Here is a 15,885-nt window from a genome sequence, read left to right on the forward strand (position 1 = left end):
AACTGTGATTCCCGGCGCGGGGCCGCGTCGATGATCACCGAGGCGATCGGTCTCGCGCGCCGGGCCGGGGCGACCGGGACGATCGTGGTCCGCGCCGATTCGGCGTTCTTCACCGGCCCGATCATCGCCGCGATCCGCAAGGCGGGCGCCTATTTCTCGGTCACCGCCCAGAAAAACGTGGCGACCCAGGCCGTGATCGACCGGATCGGCGAGGACGCCTGGGACGAGATCGAATACCGGCATCCGATCCCCGACCCCGAAACCGGGCAGTTGATCACCCATGCCGAGATCGCCGAAACCACGCTGACCGCGTTCATCAACACCACCCAGAATCCCGGCCGTCAGGTCACCGCCCGGTTGCTGGTCCGCCGCACCCCGAGATTCAAGCGGAACACCCAAGGCGAGTTGTTCCGCGTCTGGAACTACCACGCCGTGTTCACCGACACCGGCTTCGACCTGCACACCGCCGACAAATACCACCGCCGGCACGCGATCATCGAACAGGTCTTCGCCGACCTCAACGACGCAGCCCTCGCACACTTCCCCTCCGGCCGCTTCCCCGCCAACCACGCCTGGCTGATCCTGGCCTGCCTCACCCACAACCTGCTCCGCGCCGCAGGCTGCCTGACCAGCGGTTTCCACGCCAAAGCCCGCACCGGCACCCTCCGCAAACAGCTGATCACCATTCCCGCCCGCATCACCCGCACCGCCCGCCGCATCACCCTCCGACTACCCGCCAACTGGCCCTGGCAAGCCGCCTACCAGGCACTCTTCACCACAACGCACCGAACAACCTGATCCCGCCCCGACAACCAGACCACAGTGGACACACCGGATGAGACGACCGGCAACCCACCCTGCCCACCAACCAACCAGAAGATCAAAAACCCCCACCAAGATCACCTAACAAACACACCGGTGGATCCAGGGTGAAGGTCTCAAAGGGACCCTTCACGACACGAGAATTCGACGCCTGGCCGTCGGAAGCACTGAAGCAGCCGCCTGGTAGTCCTCAGGTACCTAAGAGCGAGCTCGCCAGATTCCGAATCGCCACTCACGACCGGTCATGCGGCGAAGACCTGCGAATCGTCGGCGAACGCCTTGAACTCCAGGGCGTTGCCCGCGGGGTCCAGCAGGAACATCGTCCACTGTTCCCCGGTCTGGCCCTCGAAGCGCACGTAGGGCTCGATGACGAACGAGGTGTCCGCCGCGCGCAGCCGGTCCGCCAGTTTCCGGAATTCCGGCACGGTGAGGATCAGGCCGAAGTGGGGGACGGGCACGTCGTGACCGTCGACGGGGTTGTGGATCTGACGCGGCCGCTCCGGGGCGAGGTGCGTGACGAACTGGTGGCCGTGGAGGTTCCAGTCGATCCAGGTGTCGGAGCTGCGGCCCTGTTCGAGGCCGAGGACGTCGCCGTAGAAGGTGCGCGCGGCGGCGAGGTCGTCGACAGGCATGGCGAGGTGGAAGCGCGGGATGGGGGAGTCGAGGACGGTCATACCCAGGGAATCCTTTCCGGCGGACTAGCACTTGTCGTAATGTTAACATTAGGACAAAGCTCGGCGAGCCGCTACGATCGGCCGTTCCAGTGGGAGGGATGAGGATGAGCGAACCCGGCAGGGTGGTGCCGGCGCGTCGCCGCGGGCTGGCGGACGAGGTGGCCGACAGGGTCCGGGACGCCATCTTCGGTGGCGCCTATCCGCCTGGCGCGCAGTTGCGCGAGGTCGAGCTTTCGGCGGCGCTCGGCGTCAGTCGCGGTCCCGTGCGCGAAGCGCTGCTCAAGCTCGAGCGCGAGGGGCTGGTCCGCAGCGAATGGCATCGCGGCGCGATCGTCACCACCTTGTCCGATGTGGACGTCGCCGAACTCGACAGCCTGCGGTCGGCGCTGGAGCAGTTGGCGGTTCAGCTGGTCGTCGCGAGGGCGTCGGACGCGGACCTGGCCGCGATCGACGAGGTCGTCGAGCGGATGGACCGGGCGCGCGACGAGCACGAGATGGTCCGCCGCGACATCGACTTCCACGACGCGGTCTACGCGGCGTCCGGGCATCGGCGGCTCGTCGAGGCGTGGCAGGCGATCCGGTCACAGGTGTACCTGTTCCTGCTGACCCGGATCGGCGTGAGCTCCGACGGCTACCTCGCGAGCATCCCGGCCGAGCACCGCCGGCTGGCGTCCGCGCTTCGTGCCCGTGACGGCGAGAAGGCGCTCGAACTGTTCGCCGTGCACCGAGGCGAGGCCTTCGACGTGCTGACGGGGAAGTGACCGTGCTCAACGTTCGCCTGAACGACCTGGCCGTCGAGGCGCTCGGCCCCTTGCCCGTCGCGATACCTCCGGACCGGTTGGCGCCCGGGCTGCGGGAGATGCTCGCCGACGGCGTGGTTCTGACCGGTGACGTGATCACTTTCGGCGGGATCCCCGCCTGGGCCGGACGGCCACCGGGAAGGCAGGCCGACCTGACCGCCTGGGAGTGCTTTGTCAGTAGCTTCCATCTCGAAGACCATCTGCCGGTCGAGGTGGGACGCCTGCCGGACGGCGAGCCGGTGATCTCCGAAGCGGATCAGGTCCTGATGTTGCGTCACGGTGTCGGGTTCGCGCTCGAAATCGCCCGCATCGCGCCGGTCCCGGTCCGGTGTGTCATCGGCGCCAACAGCACGAACGGGACCTTCCGATTCCATCGCGCCCGGTCAGGGGAGTCCTGGCTCGACGCGGATCTCGACGCCTATCGTCTTGAGAAGATGATCACCATCGACCGCGGCCCCGCGACCCTGGGTGGAACCCCCTGGTGAACGATACGGTGGCAAGGCGGACGAAATGGCGTTCAAGGTCTTGACGGCAAGGTTGGCCAAGGCTTAACTCAAGCCCTGAAATAAGACGTGTCCCGGGTCACAGGCTCCGGACGCGGCCTGGCCACTCACCCCGAGGACCATCGATGCGAATCGGAAAGATCGCTCCCGCGCTCGTCCTGGCGCTGGCGGCCGCCGCCACGACGGCATGCGGCGGCGACACGTCGTCCAGTGCTCCCAAGGAGCTCGTGTACTGGGCGTCCAACCAGGGCACCAGTCTCGACAACGACAAGGCGGTCCTGCGGCCCGAACTCGACAAGTTCGAGAAGGCCTCCGGGATCAAGGTCAAGCTCGAGGTCGTCCCGTGGACGGATCTGCTCAACCGGATCCTCGCCGCCACCACCTCCGGCAAGGGACCGGACGTGCTCAACATCGGCAACACCTGGTCGGCCTCATTGCAGGCGACAGGGGCGTTCCTGCCGTTCGACGACGCCGCGCTGGAGAAGGTCGGCGGCAAGGCGCGGTTCCTCGGCCCGTCGCTGGCGGCCACCGGGGCGAGCGGTCAGCCGCCGGTCGGCGTACCGCTCTACGGCCAGGCGTACGGCCTGTATTACAACAAGAAGCTCTTCGCCGAGGCCGGGATCACCAAGCCGCCCGCCACCTGGGAGGAACTCGTCGAGGACGGCAAGAAACTCACCAAACCCGACAAGGGCCAGTGGGGGCTCTCGCTCCAAGCCGGCCAGGTCACGGAGAACAGTCACCACGCGGCGATCCTCGGCGCTCAGCAGGGCGCGCAGTTCTTCACCGCCGAGGGCAAACCGCAGCTCGCGTCGGATCCGTCGGTCGCGGCCGTGCGGCAGTTCGTCGACCTCATGCAGAAGGACAAGATCGTCAACCCGGCCAACGCCGAGTACGCCGACACCGCCAAATCCCTCAAGGATCTGTCGGACGGCAAGGCCGCGATGTTCATGAACCAGGCCTCCGCGGGTTCGTTCAAGAACATCGGGATGGACATGGCGAACCTCGGTGTCGCGCCGATCCCGCTGCCCGCCGCCGCGCCGCCGAACGGCCGGAAGGTGACCAGCTTCGTCGCGGGCATCAACATGGCGGTCTTCAAGAACACCAAGAACCCCGATGCCGCACTGGACTTCGTGAAGTTCATGGTCTCGGCGCCGGAACAGGCGTTGCTCAACAAGACCTACGGTTCGCTGCCGACCGTCCAGGACGCTTACAGTGACGCGGCGTTCCAGACCGAGGACGTCAAGGTCTTCCAGAACGTGCTCGCGAATTCGGCCGAGCCGATGCCGCAGGTTCCGCAGGAGTCCCAGTTCGAGACCCTGATCGGCACCGCGATGAAGGCGATGTTCGCCGACGTCGCCGCGGGCAAGCCGGTGGACGGAGCCAAGATCCGGGACCAGCTGAACCAGGCGGACCAGCAGATCGCGGCCGGTGGTTGATGCCGACCGCTCTCGACGACGCCCCGGCCTTGAAGACGGCCGGGGCTCCAGGGCCCCGGGGTACCCGGCATAAACGACGCCGGATCGCGCTGCCGTATCTGCTCCTGCTGCCGGCGATCCTGCTCGAACTGCTCGTCCACGTGATCCCGATGATCGCCGGGCTCGTGATGAGCTTCTTCAAGCTGACGCAGTTCTCCATCCGGGACTTCTCGTCCGCCCCGGCGGCGGGGCTGGACAACTACAAGTTCGTCCTCGACTTCAACTCCGCGGCGGGGAAGTCACTGCTCGGTTCGTTCTGGATCAGCGTCCTCTACACGGTTCTCTCGGTCGGGTTCTGCTGGCTCTTCGGCACCTCGGCCGCCGTGCTGATGCAGAAGAACTTCCGCGGCCGTGGCTTGCTCCGGACGCTGTTCCTGGTGCCGTACGCGCTGCCGATGTACGCCGCCGTGATCACCTGGTCGTTCATGTTCCAGAAGGACACCGGCCTGGTGAACGACCTGCTGGGCACGGATTCGTTCTGGCTCATCGGGGACAACAGCTTCTGGTCGCTGGTGGTGGTTTCGGTCTGGCGGAACTGGCCGTTCGCCTTCCTGATCGTGATGGCCGGGCTGCAGAACATCCCCGGCGAACTGTACGAAGCGGCGGCCATCGACGGCGCGGGCTGGTGGCGCCGGTTCCAGTCGATCACCCAGCCGATGCTGCGGCCGGTCAACCAGGTGCTGCTGCTGGTGTTGTTCCTGTGGACCTTCAACGACTTCAACACGCCGTATGTCCTTTTCGGAGCGTCCGCGCCGAAGGAGGCGTCGCTGATCTCGATCCACATCTACCAGAGTTCCTTCGTGACCTGGAACTTCGGTCTCGGCTCGGCGATGTCGGTGCTGTTGCTGCTGTTCCTGCTGATCGTCAGCACTGTCTACTTGGGACTGACCGCGCGGAGGAGGAACGCCGTTGTCTGAGCCTCGCTGGGTCCCGTGGGCCCGCCGATTCGTCCTCGGCTTCCTCGCCTTGTTCACCCTCGTGCCGTTGTACGCGATGGTTTCGTCGTCGCTGAAACCGCTCGGGGACGTGCAAGGCAAGTGGGAGTGGCTTCCGACGACGTTGACCATCCAGCCGTTCTTCGACATCTGGGAGACGATCCCGCTCGCCGAGTACTTCGTGAACAGCCTGGTCATCTCCGGATCGGCGGCGATCCTCTCGGTGGTGATCGCGATCTTCGCGGCCTACGCGTTGAGCCGTTTCCGGTTCCGGGGCAAGAACTTCTTCAAGATGACCGTGCTCTCCACCCAGATGTTCCCCGGCATCCTGTTCCTGCTGCCGCTGTTCCTCATCTTCGTCAACATCGGCAACACCACCGGCATCGTCCTGTACGGCTCGCGCCTCGGGTTGATCATCACCTACCTGACCTTCTCGCTGCCGTTCGCCATCTGGATGCTCGCCGGCTACATCGACTCGATCCCCAAAGAGCTCGACGAAGCCGCGATGGTCGACGGCACCGGGCCGCTCGGCGCGCTGATCCGGGTGGTCATCCCCGCGGCGATGCCGGGCATCGTGGCGGTGGGGATCTACTCGTTCATGACGGCCTGGGGCGAGGTCCTGTTCGCATCGGTGATGACCGACTCGGGCACGCGGACCCTCGCCGTCGGGCTCCAGGAGTACTCCACCCAGGTCCAGGTGTACTGGAACCAGGTCATGGCCGCGTCCCTGATCGTCTCCGTCCCGGTCGTCGCCGGATTCCTGCTGCTCCAGCGTTATCTCGTCGCCGGGCTCACCGCCGGCGCCGTGAAATGACCCGCCCGTCGCTCCGTACAGAGAGGTCCGCCTTGAATCTGCACCTGCCCGCCGATTTCCTGTGGGGTGCGGCCACCGCCGCGTACCAGGTCGAGGGCGCCGTCGACGCCGACGGCCGCCTCCCGTCCATCTGGGACGACTTCGTCCGGGTCCCGGGTGCCGTCCTGAACGGCGACACCGCCGATGTCGCGTGCGATCACTATCGGCGTTGGCCGGAGGATCTCGCGATCATGAAGGGACTCGGCCTGGACGCGTACCGCTTCTCGGTCGCTTGGCCGCGGGTGATCCCCACCGGCCGCGGCGAGGTCAACGCGCTCGGCCTCGACCATTACGACCGGCTGGTCGACGCGTTGCTGGAAGCCGGGATCCGGCCGTTCGTCACGCTGTTCCACTGGGATCTGCCTTCGGCGTCGCAGGCGGACGGCGGCTGGCCCGAACGCGACACGGCGTACGCCTACGCGGATTACGCGGCGGTCGTGGCGGCTCGGCTGGGTGACCGGGTGACGGACTGGAACACCGTCAACGAGCCACTGTGCTCGGCCTGGCTCGGCTATCTCGAAGGCCGGTTCGCTCCCGGGATCAAGGATCTCAAGCAGGCGATCCACGCGTCGCACCATCTTCTGCTCGCGCACGGTCTCGGGGTGCAGGCGATCACCGCGAACGCCGCGCGGCCCGCCAACGTCGGTCTGGTGGTCAACCTCAGCGGAATCGAACCCGCGTCGGATTCCGCTGCGGACGTCGAGGCTGCGGCCCGGATGGACGGGCACGTCAACCGCTGGTGGCTCGACCCCTCGAACGGGCGTGGCTACCCGGCGGACATGATCGACGTCTACGGCGTCGAACCGCCTGTGCGCGGGGACGACCTCGAGGTGATCTCGGCCCCGGTCGGTTTCCACGGGCTGAACTACTACTTCCGCCAGATCGTCGAGGACGACCCGGACGGTCCGGCGCCCCGCGCGCGGCAGGTGCCGGTCGAGGGAGCCGCGACGACCGCGATGGGCTGGGAGATCCACGGGCAGGGCCTCGCGGACCTGATCCACCGGCTCGCCAACGAGTACGGCGCCCGCGCCATCTATGTCACCGAAAGTGGGGCCGCCTTCGACGACAAGGTCGCCGAGGACGGTTCGATCGACGACGCCGACCGCATCGCCTACCTGGAAGAACATCTCGGCGCGGTGGCGGGCGCGGCCGAAGCGGGCGCGCCGGTGAAGGGGTACTTCGCCTGGTCGTTGCTCGACAACTTCGAATGGGACAGCGGGCTGAGCAAACGGTTCGGGCTCGTTCGGGTCGACTACGAAACCCAGGTCCGTACGGTCAAGGCGAGTGGCCATCGGTATGCGGAGATCATCGCCGAACACCGGAACCGCTAGTCGGGCCTCGTGAGTGAGGGGTACGGCAAAGGTGGCAGGTTGCGACAGGCGAGGTGAAGGGGACTTTCCGCGCATCGCATGCGGGGAAAGTCCCCTTCACCCCGAGGGCTAGTAGTCTCTATGGCTGACGGAGAATCGATGACGCGGCGAAGTGGCTTTCGCGACGCCCGAGGTCGATGCGTGGACGAGCGAGGCAACCCCGCCACCTTTGCCTTACCTCTCAATAACAGGGGTACGGCAGAGGTGGCGGGTTGCGAAAGCCACTTTCGCAACCTTCAACGTTGCGAAAGTGGCTTTCGCAACGTCTGGGGCAGGGTGCGGTAGCGAAGAGAGGCGTTCGCTGCGGTGACGTGACCCTCGCTGAACTCATGGGGAGAGATGTGTCGCGAAAGCCACTTTCGCGACGCCTGACGTCCCGTAAGTGGCTTTCGCGACACGGTCGCCCCACGGCCGCGAGCGAATCCCCGCGACCCGACACCTTCGCCTCACCCCTCTCTGACCGTCCTGACCACTCACGAGCGGTTCGTGCGGGCGGATGGACCGAGGGGTCCGGATTCGTCGCGTGGTACGAACGGACGTCCGCCGAAACCTCCTAGGGTCGCCATGAGAGGCGATCCTAGGAGGCGAAGTATGCGGACAGTCTTGCGTGGCGGTCGTGTCATCGACCCGGAGACGGGCTTCGACGGCACGGCGGACGTGCTGGTGACGGACGGGGTGGTCACCGCCGTGGGGGCGGGCCTGCCTTCGGAAGCGGGCGACACGGAGATCGACGTCACCGGGCTCGTCGTCGGACCGGGGTTCATCGACCTGCACAGCCACGTGCACACCATCGCGGGCCAGCGGCTCCAGGCGATGGACGGTGTGACGACCGCGCTCGACCTCGAAGCCGGGCTGATGCCGATCGAGCGGGCCTACGCCGAAGCCGCCGCGGCGGGACGTCCGCTGCACTACGGGTTCTCCGCGTCCTGGGGCGCGGCGCGGGCGCAGGTGCTGGCCGGGATCGAGCCGGACGCGAATATCGACAGCGGGCTGGCGGTGCTCGGAAACCCGGCCTGGCAACGAACTTCGTCGCCGAAGGAACTGGCCGCCTGGCTGTCCCTTGTGGACGGTGAGCTGGCCGCCGGCGCGCTCGGCGTCGGCGTGCTCCTCGGTTACGCGCCCGACACCGACCCGGCCGAGTTCCTCGCGCTGGCCCGTCTGGCCAAGGAGGCGGGCGCGCCGACGTACACCCACGTCCGTGAACTGGTCGAGGTGAACCCGGCGACACCGATCGACGGTTCGGCGGAGATCGCGATCGTCGCGGCCGAGACCGGGGCCGCGATGCACCACTGTCACGTGAACAGCACGTCCGGCCACCAGATCGAGCGTGTGCTCGCGGCGCTCGAAGCGGGCCGTGCGGCGGGCTCGCGGGTGACCGTCGAGGCGTATCCGTACGGGGCGGGCAGCACCGGGATCGGCGCGGCGTTCCTCTCGCCCGAACGGTTGAAGATGAAGGGCCTGTCCCCGTCCAGCGTGATCATGCTGGAGTCGGGGGAGCGCATCGCCGACGAGGGCCGCCTGCTCCAGGTTCGCGCCGAAGACCCTGGTGCGCCGTGCATCCTCGAGTTCCTCGACGAGAGCAGCGCGCACGACCTCGACCTGCTGCGTCAGGCACTCGCGTTCCCCGACGCCATCGTCGCCAGCGACGCGCTGCCCGTGTACTGGAAGAACGGAACCAGCGAGAGCACCGAATGGCCGTTGCCGCCCGGCGGCGCGACGCATCCGCGCACGTCCGGGACGTACGCGAAGACGCTGCGCTTGATGGTGCGCGAGAGCAAGGCATGGACGTGGCTGGAGGCGTTCCGGCGCTGCTCCTACCTGCCGGCGCGCGTGCTCGACGAGGTCGCGCCCGGGGCGCTGGCCAAGGGACGGCTCAACGTCGGCGCCGACGCCGACATCGTCGTGATCGACCCGAACACCGTCACCGACGCGGCGACCTACTTCGACTCGACCAGGCCGTCGGTCGGCGTCCGGCACCTGTTCGTCTCGGGGGTCCCGGTCGTCACCGACGGGAATCTGCGCACGGACGCCTTCCCCGGCAAGCCGCTGCGCGGTGAGCCGCGATGAGCGATCTGCTCGCCGACATCGAAACCCTGGTCCGCTGCGAGTCGCCGTCATCGGACCACGAGGCGGTGGCCCGCAGCGCCGAGGTGGTGGCCGGACTGGGACGGCGGCTCCTCGGCGCGGAACCGGAGCGGATCGTCATCGACGGCGTCACCCATCTGCGCTGGCGTTTCGGCGACGGGCCGGCCCGGGTTCTCTTGCTCGGTCACCACGACACGGTGTGGCCGCACGGTTCGCTGGAGACGCATCCGTTTTCCATCCGGGACGGCGTGTTGCGCGGCCCCGGATGCTTCGACATGAAGGCGGGCGTCGTGATGGCGCTGCACGCCGCCGCGACCGTGCCCGACCGCGACGGACTGTCCATTCTGGTCACCGGCGACGAGGAGATCGGCTCGCCGTCGTCCCGCGCCCTGATCGAGGAGACCGCGGCGGGTTGCGACGCGGCGTTCGTACTGGAGGCTTCGGCCGACGGCGGCGCGTTGAAGTGCCGCCGTAAAGGCGTATCCCACTACCGGGTCGAGGTGACCGGCCGGGCCGCGCACGCCGGGCTCGAACCGGAGAAGGGGGTCAACGCTGGAATCGAGATCTCCCACCAGATCCTCGCGGTGGCCGCCCTCGCCGACCCCGAAGCGGGGACCAGCGTGACGCCCACCGTCGTCTCGGCGGGAACGACCGTCAACACCGTTCCCGCCGCCGCGAGTGTGGCCGTCGACGTCCGCGTGTGGAACGAGGCCGAGCAACTCCGCGTCGACAGGGCCATGCGGGACCTCCGTCCGGTACTGGAGGGCGCCGTGGTCGGGGTGACCGGCGGGATCAACCGGCCGCCGCTCGAAGCGGGATCGTCGGCGGGATTGTTCGCGCTGGCACGGGAACTCGCGGACGACCTCGGTCTCGGGGAACTGACTTCCGCGTCGGTCGGCGGCGCCTCGGACGGCAACTACACCGCGGGGATGGGCGTCCCGACCCTGGACGGCCTCGGCGCCGTCGGCGGCGGGGCACACGCGGATCACGAACACGTCGTCGTCGCGGAACTGCCGCGGCGCACCGCTTTGCTGGCCGCGCTCGTGGAAAACGTGCTCGCGAAGCGGGGTCCGTCCGGTGCGACGAATCCCGCGGGTGAATCTGGTACGGCACGACGGTGACTCCACCGCCGAGCCGGGAAAGGATCGTCCCGTGACGAATCTTGCGACGAACGCGGAAAGCCTGGTCACCCGGGAGGTGCGCGACGAAGCCGTCGCCGCCGCGCGGGCCGCGGCCGCGGCTTCGGGCGTCGAAATCCGCGAACTCACCGAAATCGCCGATCTGGCCGCGGTGGTCGGCCTGTTCGAGTCGATCTGGCAGACCGCGCCCGGCGCCCGGCCGGTGAGCACGGAACTGCTGCGGGCGATGTCCTCGGCCGGGAACTACGTCGCGGGCGCTTTCGAACACGGCGAACTGCTGGGTGCCTGTTTCGGTTTCTTCGGGAATCCCGGGAAGGCGAGCCTGCACAGCCACATCGCCGGCGTCGTCAAGGCGGGCGTCGGCAGGGGGATCGGGCACGCGCTCAAACTGCACCAGCGCGGCTGGGCGCTGCTCCAGGACGTCTCGGTGATCACCTGGACCTTCGACCCGCTGGTGCGGCGCAACGCCTACTTCAACCTGGGGAAGCTCGGCGCGCGGCCGATCGGGTACCTGCCCGATTTCTACGGTCCGATGGAGGACAGCATCAACGGTTCGGGCGACACCGACCGGTTGATGGTCGGCTGGGACCTGGCGAGCCCCGCGGTCCGCGCCGCCACTTTCGGTGAACCGGTGCTGATCGACGCGGAAGCGCTGGGAGCGGCGAAGGCGTTGTCGGTCGGATCCGACGGCGGTCCGAGCATCGGCTCCACCGACGCGCCGACCGTCCTCGTCGCCGTCCCGTCCGATATCGAACGGTTGCGCCGCACCGATCCCGGTCGCGGCAACGCGTGGCGGGTCGCCCTGCGCGAAGTCCTCGGCGGACTGATGGCGGACAACGCCAAGGTCGCCGGTTTCGATCGTGCCGGCTGGTACGTGATCTCGAAGGAGCAGTCGTGAAACTCAGCGGTGTGGAACTGCGCCGGGTCCGGATGCCGCTCGTGGCCCCGTTCCGGACGTCGTTCGGAACGCAGGCCGAACGGGAACTGCTGCTCGTCCGCGCGGTGACCCCCGCGGGCGAGGGCTGGGGCGAATGCGTGGCGATGGAGGCGCCGCTCTACTCGTCGGAGTACAACGACGCCGCCGAGCATGTGCTGCGGAATCACCTGATCCCGGCTTTGCTGGCCGCGGAGGACGTGACCGCGTACAAGGTGACGCCGTTGCTGGCGAAGTTCAAGGGCCACCGGATGGCGAAGGGGGCGCTGGAGATGGCGGTCCTCGACGCCGAACTCCGCGCGCACGACCGGTCGTTCGCGGCCGAACTGGGGTCCACTCGCGACTCCGTGGCCTGCGGGGTCTCGGTCGGGATCATGGACTCGATCCCGCAGCTGCTCGACGTCGTCGGCGGCTACCTCGACGAGGGCTACGTCCGGATCAAGCTCAAGATCGAACCCGGCTGGGACGTCGAACCGGTCCGCCGGGTGCGGGAACGCTTCGGTGACGACGTGCTGCTGCAGGTCGACGCGAACACCGCGTACACCCTGGGCGACGCGCCCCTGCTCGCCCGGCTCGACCCGTTCGACCTGCTGCTGATCGAGCAACCGCTCGAAGAAGAGGACGTGCTCGGGCACGCCGAACTGGCGAAACGCATCCGGACCCCGATCTGCCTCGACGAATCGATCGTCTCCGCCAGGGCGGCTGCGGACGCGATCAAGCTCGGCGCCTGCCAGATCGTCAACATCAAACCGGGCCGCGTCGGCGGCTACCTCGAAGCCCGCCGGGTGCACGACGTCTGCGCGGCGCACGGGATCGCGGTGTGGTGCGGCGGGATGATCGAGACCGGCCTCGGCCGGGCGGCCAACGTCGCGCTGGCCTCACTGCCCGGCTTCACGCTGCCGGGTGACACCTCGGCGTCCGGCCGGTTCTACCGCACCGACATCACCGAGCCGTTCGTGCTCGAGGCCGGGCATCTGCCGGTGCCGACCGGTCCCGGCCTCGGCGTGACTCCGATTCCGGAGCTGCTCGACGAGGTCACCGTGGAGAAAGCGTGGATCGGTTCGTAGCGTTCTACGAATTCCGGGGTTAGATTTGGTCGGCTCGGACCAATCGGTTCGGCGAGACCGGGTCTAACTTCGGGGGGTGCTGACACCGGTGCCCAGCAAGCCGCATACGAGTTTGGGACGCGTCCTCGAAGACCTCGGGGACGTGCTCCTGGAGCCGGTCGCGGTCGGCCGGACCACCCGCAGGCAACTCGGCGGGGTGGTCATCCACGATCCGCACGACGAATCCGACATCCCTGGCGGAGCCGTCGTGCTCGGCGTCGGGGTGCGGGAGCAGGACGAGGTCGTCCGCCTTTTGCACGACGTGGGTGCGAGGGGTGCGGCGGCGCTCGTCGTCCGGTCTCCCGTCACCCCGGCGCCGGAACTCCGGCGAGCCGCGGAGTCGTCCGGCGTCGCCCTGCTCGGGCTGGCGCGCGGCGCGTCCTGGGCCCAGCTCGCCGCCATGCTCAGGACCTTGCTCGCCGAGGAGGACGTCGGCGAGGTCTCGCCGCAGACGCTCGGCGGAATGCCGTCGGGCGATCTGTTCGCCCTGGCCAACGCGATCGCCGCGCTCATCGACGCGCCGGTGACCATCGAGGATCGCAACAACCGGATCCTCGCGTTCTCCGGACGCCAGGACGAAGCGGATCCGTCCCGGGTGGAGACGATCCTCGGCAGGCAGGTACCGGAGCGGTTCGCCCGCGGCCTCGAACAGGACGGCGTCTTCGAGAAGCTGTATCGCGATCAGGCGCCCGTGTACGTCGATCCGCAGCGTTACGACGACAACCAGATCGCGATTCCCCGCGTGGCCCTCGCCGTCCGGGCGGGTGACGAGGTGCTCGGGTCGATCTGGGCGGCGGTGCGGGAGCCGCTCAGTGACGAGCGGACCCAGGCGCTGATCGACGCCGCGAAGCTCGTCGCGTTGCACATGCTCCGGCTGCGAGCGGGTGCCGACGTCGAACGGCGGCTGCGTGCGGATCTCGTGAGCACGGCACTCGAAGGCGGCGCCGGGGCACCGGAGGCCATCGCCCGGCTCGGCTTGCTCGGCCGGCCGTCGGTCGTGCTCGCCATGGGCCTGCTCGGCTCGACCGCGCTCGAGGACGATCTCCGTCTGGTCGCGGACCGCCAGCGGGTCGCCGACGCGCTGGCCATGCACCTGAGCGCCGTCCAGCCTCGTTCGGCCGTCGCGCTCGTGGGCGACGTCGCCTACGGCATCGTGCCGATGCCCGGCGGCCACTCCGACTGTCAGGAACGTTCGGTGCGGGTCGCTTCGACCTTCCTGGAACGCACCGGCCGCCGCGCGGCGGCCGCGATCGGCGTCGGGCCGCTCGCGCTCGACGCCTCCGGGCTCCACGCCTCCCGTGACGGCGCCGACCGGGCGCTGCGCGTGCTGCTCACCAACGGTGGAGCCAAACGCGTCGCGACCGCCGACGACGTCCACGTCGACGCGCTCATGCTGGATCTGGCCGATCTCGCCGCGGCCAGGGGAGACGTCGCGACAGGACCTGTCGCGCGGTTGCTCGCCTACGACGCCCAGCACCAGTCACAACTGGTGCACACGCTGCGTTGCTGGCTGGACGCCTTCGGGGACATCGGCGCCGCGTCCGCGTCGGCCTACGTCCATCCGAACACCTTCCGCTACCGGTTACGCCGGCTTGCCGAAGTCGGCGAGATCGACCTCGACGACGCGGGGGAGCGGTTCGCCGCGATGCTGCAACTGCGGCTGCTGCCCCGCGACGCGCGGACCGGGCCGCCCGGCATCGAAGACTGACCTTGGTCTGACCGCCCCGAAACGACGGCCGATGTTCGTGTGATCGCACGAACTCCACCCGCGGGACGCGTTTCAGAATGAGTGATCGGCGCCACGCTCGCGCCGTTCTCCTTCTCTCCCACAGTTTCCGCGGAGGCGCCATGACGGCAGTGGTCAACGAGGACACCTGGACAGCGCGGCGGATCAACCGGACGGCGCTTATCACCATGGTGGTGATGGTGTTCGCCTGGGCGGTCGACTACATCGACCGCTTCTCGATCGGGATGGCGCTGCCGATGATCGGCGCCGAATTCGAGCTCAGCAAGACCGAACAGGGCTGGCTCGTCACCGTGTTCGCGCTCGTCTACATGGTCTGCCAGATCCCGGCGGGATTCCTCGCCGACCGGTACGGCTCGCGAGGGCCGATGCTGGTCACGCTGCTGCTCTGGTCGGCGTTCACCGCGATGACCGGGATGGCGGGCACCTTCGGCATGCTGCTCGTCGTCCGTGGCCTTTTCGGTGTGTGCCAAGGACTTTTCCCGGCGGCCTCGTTCAAGGCGATCGCCGAACGGACCACCCCCGGCAACCGCGCGACGGTGACCGGCGTGATGCTGTCCGCCGGCGGGATCGGTGCCGGGCTGGCGCCGCTGATCGTCGGCCCGCTGCTGATGGCGATCGGCTGGCGGCACACGTTCTTCTGGATGGCCGGGATCGGCGCGATCATCGGGGTGATCGTGTGGACGATGCTGCCCAAGGCCCTGCCGAAGGAACTGAGCAGCCTTCCGCGCGACGAGGCGAAAACCCCTGAGGTATCCCGCAAACAGGTACTGAAGTCGCCGGTGATCTGGAAGTTCACCCTGCTGTTCTGCGTCACCAACATGCTCAACTACGGGATGATCACCTGGGTGCCCAGCTACCTGCTGGAGTCGAGGGGTCTGTCGTTGAGCCAGACCGGGGTACTGGCCGCGATCCCGATGCTGGTCAGCATCGGCACGACCATCCTCGGCGGCTGGCTGTTCGACCGGTACTTCCACGATCACGGCCGCTGGTACCTCGGTTCGATCGCGCTGGTGACCGTGGTGCTGCTGACGCTGATGGTGAACGCGGACAGCACGACGGAGTTCACCGTCTACGAGACCCTCGCCCTCGCCGTCTTCGGCATGGCGACGATGGCCGTCTTCGGCCTGCCGCTGCGGGTGCTCCCCACCGCGGTCACCGGGATCGGCATGGGAGTGATGAACTTCGGCGGCCAGGTGGCAGGCGCGGTCGCGCCGGTGGCGATGGGCTGGCTCGCCGACACCTTCTCCTACACCGCCGCGTTCGGTTTCCTCATCGGCACCACCTTCCTCACCGCCGTGATGGCGTTCTGGGTGCCGCAGAACCCCGGCCAGTTCTCGTTCGCCCCGGCGAGTCCCAGCGCGGGGTCTTGAGTGGTCGTGGCCGCGCCTCTAGGCGATCAGCCACTCAAGCCCGCGTGTCGCGAAAGCCACTTTCGCGACGCT

At 68.1% G+C, this 15,885-nt stretch carries 14 protein-coding genes; 13 read left to right on the forward strand and 1 reads right to left on the reverse strand.

Features of this window, described 5'->3' with window-relative positions:
* Nucleotides 1-798, forward strand: a 798-nt coding sequence (locus ACIHAO_RS34220) for a transposase (protein WP_396564925.1), incomplete at its 5' end; no start/stop codon positions are given.
* Between the two features lie 266 nt (nucleotides 799-1,064).
* On the opposite strand, the gene ACIHAO_RS34225 is transcribed toward ACIHAO_RS34220, so the two are convergent.
* A complete protein-coding gene (locus ACIHAO_RS34225; RefSeq protein WP_125795556.1) occupies nucleotides 1,065-1,496 on the reverse strand; it encodes a VOC family protein in 432 nt (143 codons plus the stop codon).
* Nucleotides 1,497-1,600: 104 nt separating this feature from the next.
* Here ACIHAO_RS34225 and ACIHAO_RS34230 point away from each other — a divergent pair, with 104 nt between their 5' ends.
* From ACIHAO_RS34230 to ACIHAO_RS34285, 12 genes are all read left to right on the forward strand, one after another.
* Nucleotides 1,601-2,257 carry a GntR family transcriptional regulator gene (locus ACIHAO_RS34230; RefSeq protein ID WP_396564927.1) on the forward strand — a complete coding sequence of 219 codons (657 nt, stop codon included), beginning with the start codon at nucleotides 1,601-1,603 and terminating at the stop codon, nucleotides 2,255-2,257.
* Nucleotides 2,258-2,259: 2 nt separating this feature from the next.
* A complete protein-coding gene (locus tag ACIHAO_RS34235; RefSeq protein ID WP_396564929.1) occupies nucleotides 2,260-2,781 on the forward strand; it encodes a hypothetical protein in 522 nt (173 codons plus the stop codon).
* 143 nt (nucleotides 2,782-2,924) lie between these two features.
* Nucleotides 2,925-4,235, forward strand: coding sequence for an ABC transporter substrate-binding protein (locus tag ACIHAO_RS34240; protein WP_396564931.1), 1,311 nt, complete (start codon nucleotides 2,925-2,927; stop codon nucleotides 4,233-4,235).
* Entirely contained in the window at nucleotides 4,235-5,191 is a 957-nt protein-coding gene (locus ACIHAO_RS34245; protein ID WP_396564933.1) for a carbohydrate ABC transporter permease, read from the forward strand. The genes ACIHAO_RS34240 and ACIHAO_RS34245 overlap by 1 nt, the downstream gene beginning before the upstream one ends.
* Entirely contained in the window at nucleotides 5,184-6,023 is an 840-nt protein-coding gene (locus ACIHAO_RS34250; RefSeq protein WP_396564935.1) for a carbohydrate ABC transporter permease, read from the forward strand. The genes ACIHAO_RS34245 and ACIHAO_RS34250 overlap by 8 nt, the downstream gene beginning before the upstream one ends.
* Nucleotides 6,024-6,055: 32 nt before the next feature.
* On the forward strand, nucleotides 6,056-7,393 hold the full coding sequence (locus tag ACIHAO_RS34255; RefSeq protein WP_396564937.1) for a GH1 family beta-glucosidase: 1,338 nt from the start codon (nucleotides 6,056-6,058) through the stop codon (nucleotides 7,391-7,393).
* A gap of 630 nt (nucleotides 7,394-8,023) precedes the next feature.
* Entirely contained in the window at nucleotides 8,024-9,499 is a 1,476-nt protein-coding gene (locus ACIHAO_RS34260; RefSeq protein WP_396564939.1) for an amidohydrolase family protein, read from the forward strand.
* Complete coding sequence (locus ACIHAO_RS34265; protein WP_396564941.1) at nucleotides 9,496-10,638, forward strand: M20 family metallopeptidase; 1,143 nt, start codon at nucleotides 9,496-9,498, stop codon at nucleotides 10,636-10,638. The genes ACIHAO_RS34260 and ACIHAO_RS34265 overlap by 4 nt, the downstream gene beginning before the upstream one ends.
* A 31-nt stretch (nucleotides 10,639-10,669) precedes the next feature.
* Nucleotides 10,670-11,554: a GNAT family N-acetyltransferase gene (locus ACIHAO_RS34270; RefSeq protein WP_396564943.1), complete on the forward strand. Its 885-nt coding sequence runs from the start codon at nucleotides 10,670-10,672 to the stop codon at nucleotides 11,552-11,554.
* Nucleotides 11,551-12,657 carry an o-succinylbenzoate synthase gene (gene menC, locus ACIHAO_RS34275; protein WP_396564945.1) on the forward strand — a complete coding sequence of 369 codons (1,107 nt, stop codon included), beginning with the start codon at nucleotides 11,551-11,553 and terminating at the stop codon, nucleotides 12,655-12,657. The genes ACIHAO_RS34270 and menC overlap by 4 nt, the downstream gene beginning before the upstream one ends.
* A gap of 76 nt (nucleotides 12,658-12,733) precedes the next feature.
* Nucleotides 12,734-14,404, forward strand: coding sequence for a PucR family transcriptional regulator (locus ACIHAO_RS34280; RefSeq protein ID WP_396564947.1), 1,671 nt, complete (start codon nucleotides 12,734-12,736; stop codon nucleotides 14,402-14,404).
* Nucleotides 14,405-14,544: 140 nt separating this feature from the next.
* Nucleotides 14,545-15,813: an MFS transporter gene (locus ACIHAO_RS34285; protein ID WP_396564949.1), complete on the forward strand. Its 1,269-nt coding sequence runs from the start codon at nucleotides 14,545-14,547 to the stop codon at nucleotides 15,811-15,813.
* The last annotated feature ends 72 nt before the right edge of the window (nucleotides 15,814-15,885 follow it).

Source organism: Amycolatopsis sp. NPDC052450 (genome assembly GCF_044547565.1).
In the GTDB taxonomy this organism is placed as follows: Bacteria; Actinomycetota; Actinomycetes; order Mycobacteriales; family Pseudonocardiaceae; genus Amycolatopsis.

Coding starts and splice junctions, on each gene's coding strand:
- ACIHAO_RS34225 (WP_125795556.1), bottom strand. CDS start 1,496: ATGACCGTCCTCGACTCCCCCATCCCGCGCTTCCACCTCGCCATGCCT.
- ACIHAO_RS34230 (WP_396564927.1), top strand. CDS start 1,601: ATGAGCGAACCCGGCAGGGTGGTGCCGGCGCGTCGCCGCGGGCTGGCG.
- ACIHAO_RS34240 (WP_396564931.1), top strand. CDS start 2,925: ATGCGAATCGGAAAGATCGCTCCCGCGCTCGTCCTGGCGCTGGCGGCC.
- ACIHAO_RS34245 (WP_396564933.1), top strand. CDS start 4,235: ATGCCGACCGCTCTCGACGACGCCCCGGCCTTGAAGACGGCCGGGGCT.
- ACIHAO_RS34260 (WP_396564939.1), top strand. CDS start 8,024: ATGCGGACAGTCTTGCGTGGCGGTCGTGTCATCGACCCGGAGACGGGC.
- ACIHAO_RS34265 (WP_396564941.1), top strand. CDS start 9,496: ATGAGCGATCTGCTCGCCGACATCGAAACCCTGGTCCGCTGCGAGTCG.
- ACIHAO_RS34285 (WP_396564949.1), top strand. CDS start 14,545: ATGACGGCAGTGGTCAACGAGGACACCTGGACAGCGCGGCGGATCAAC.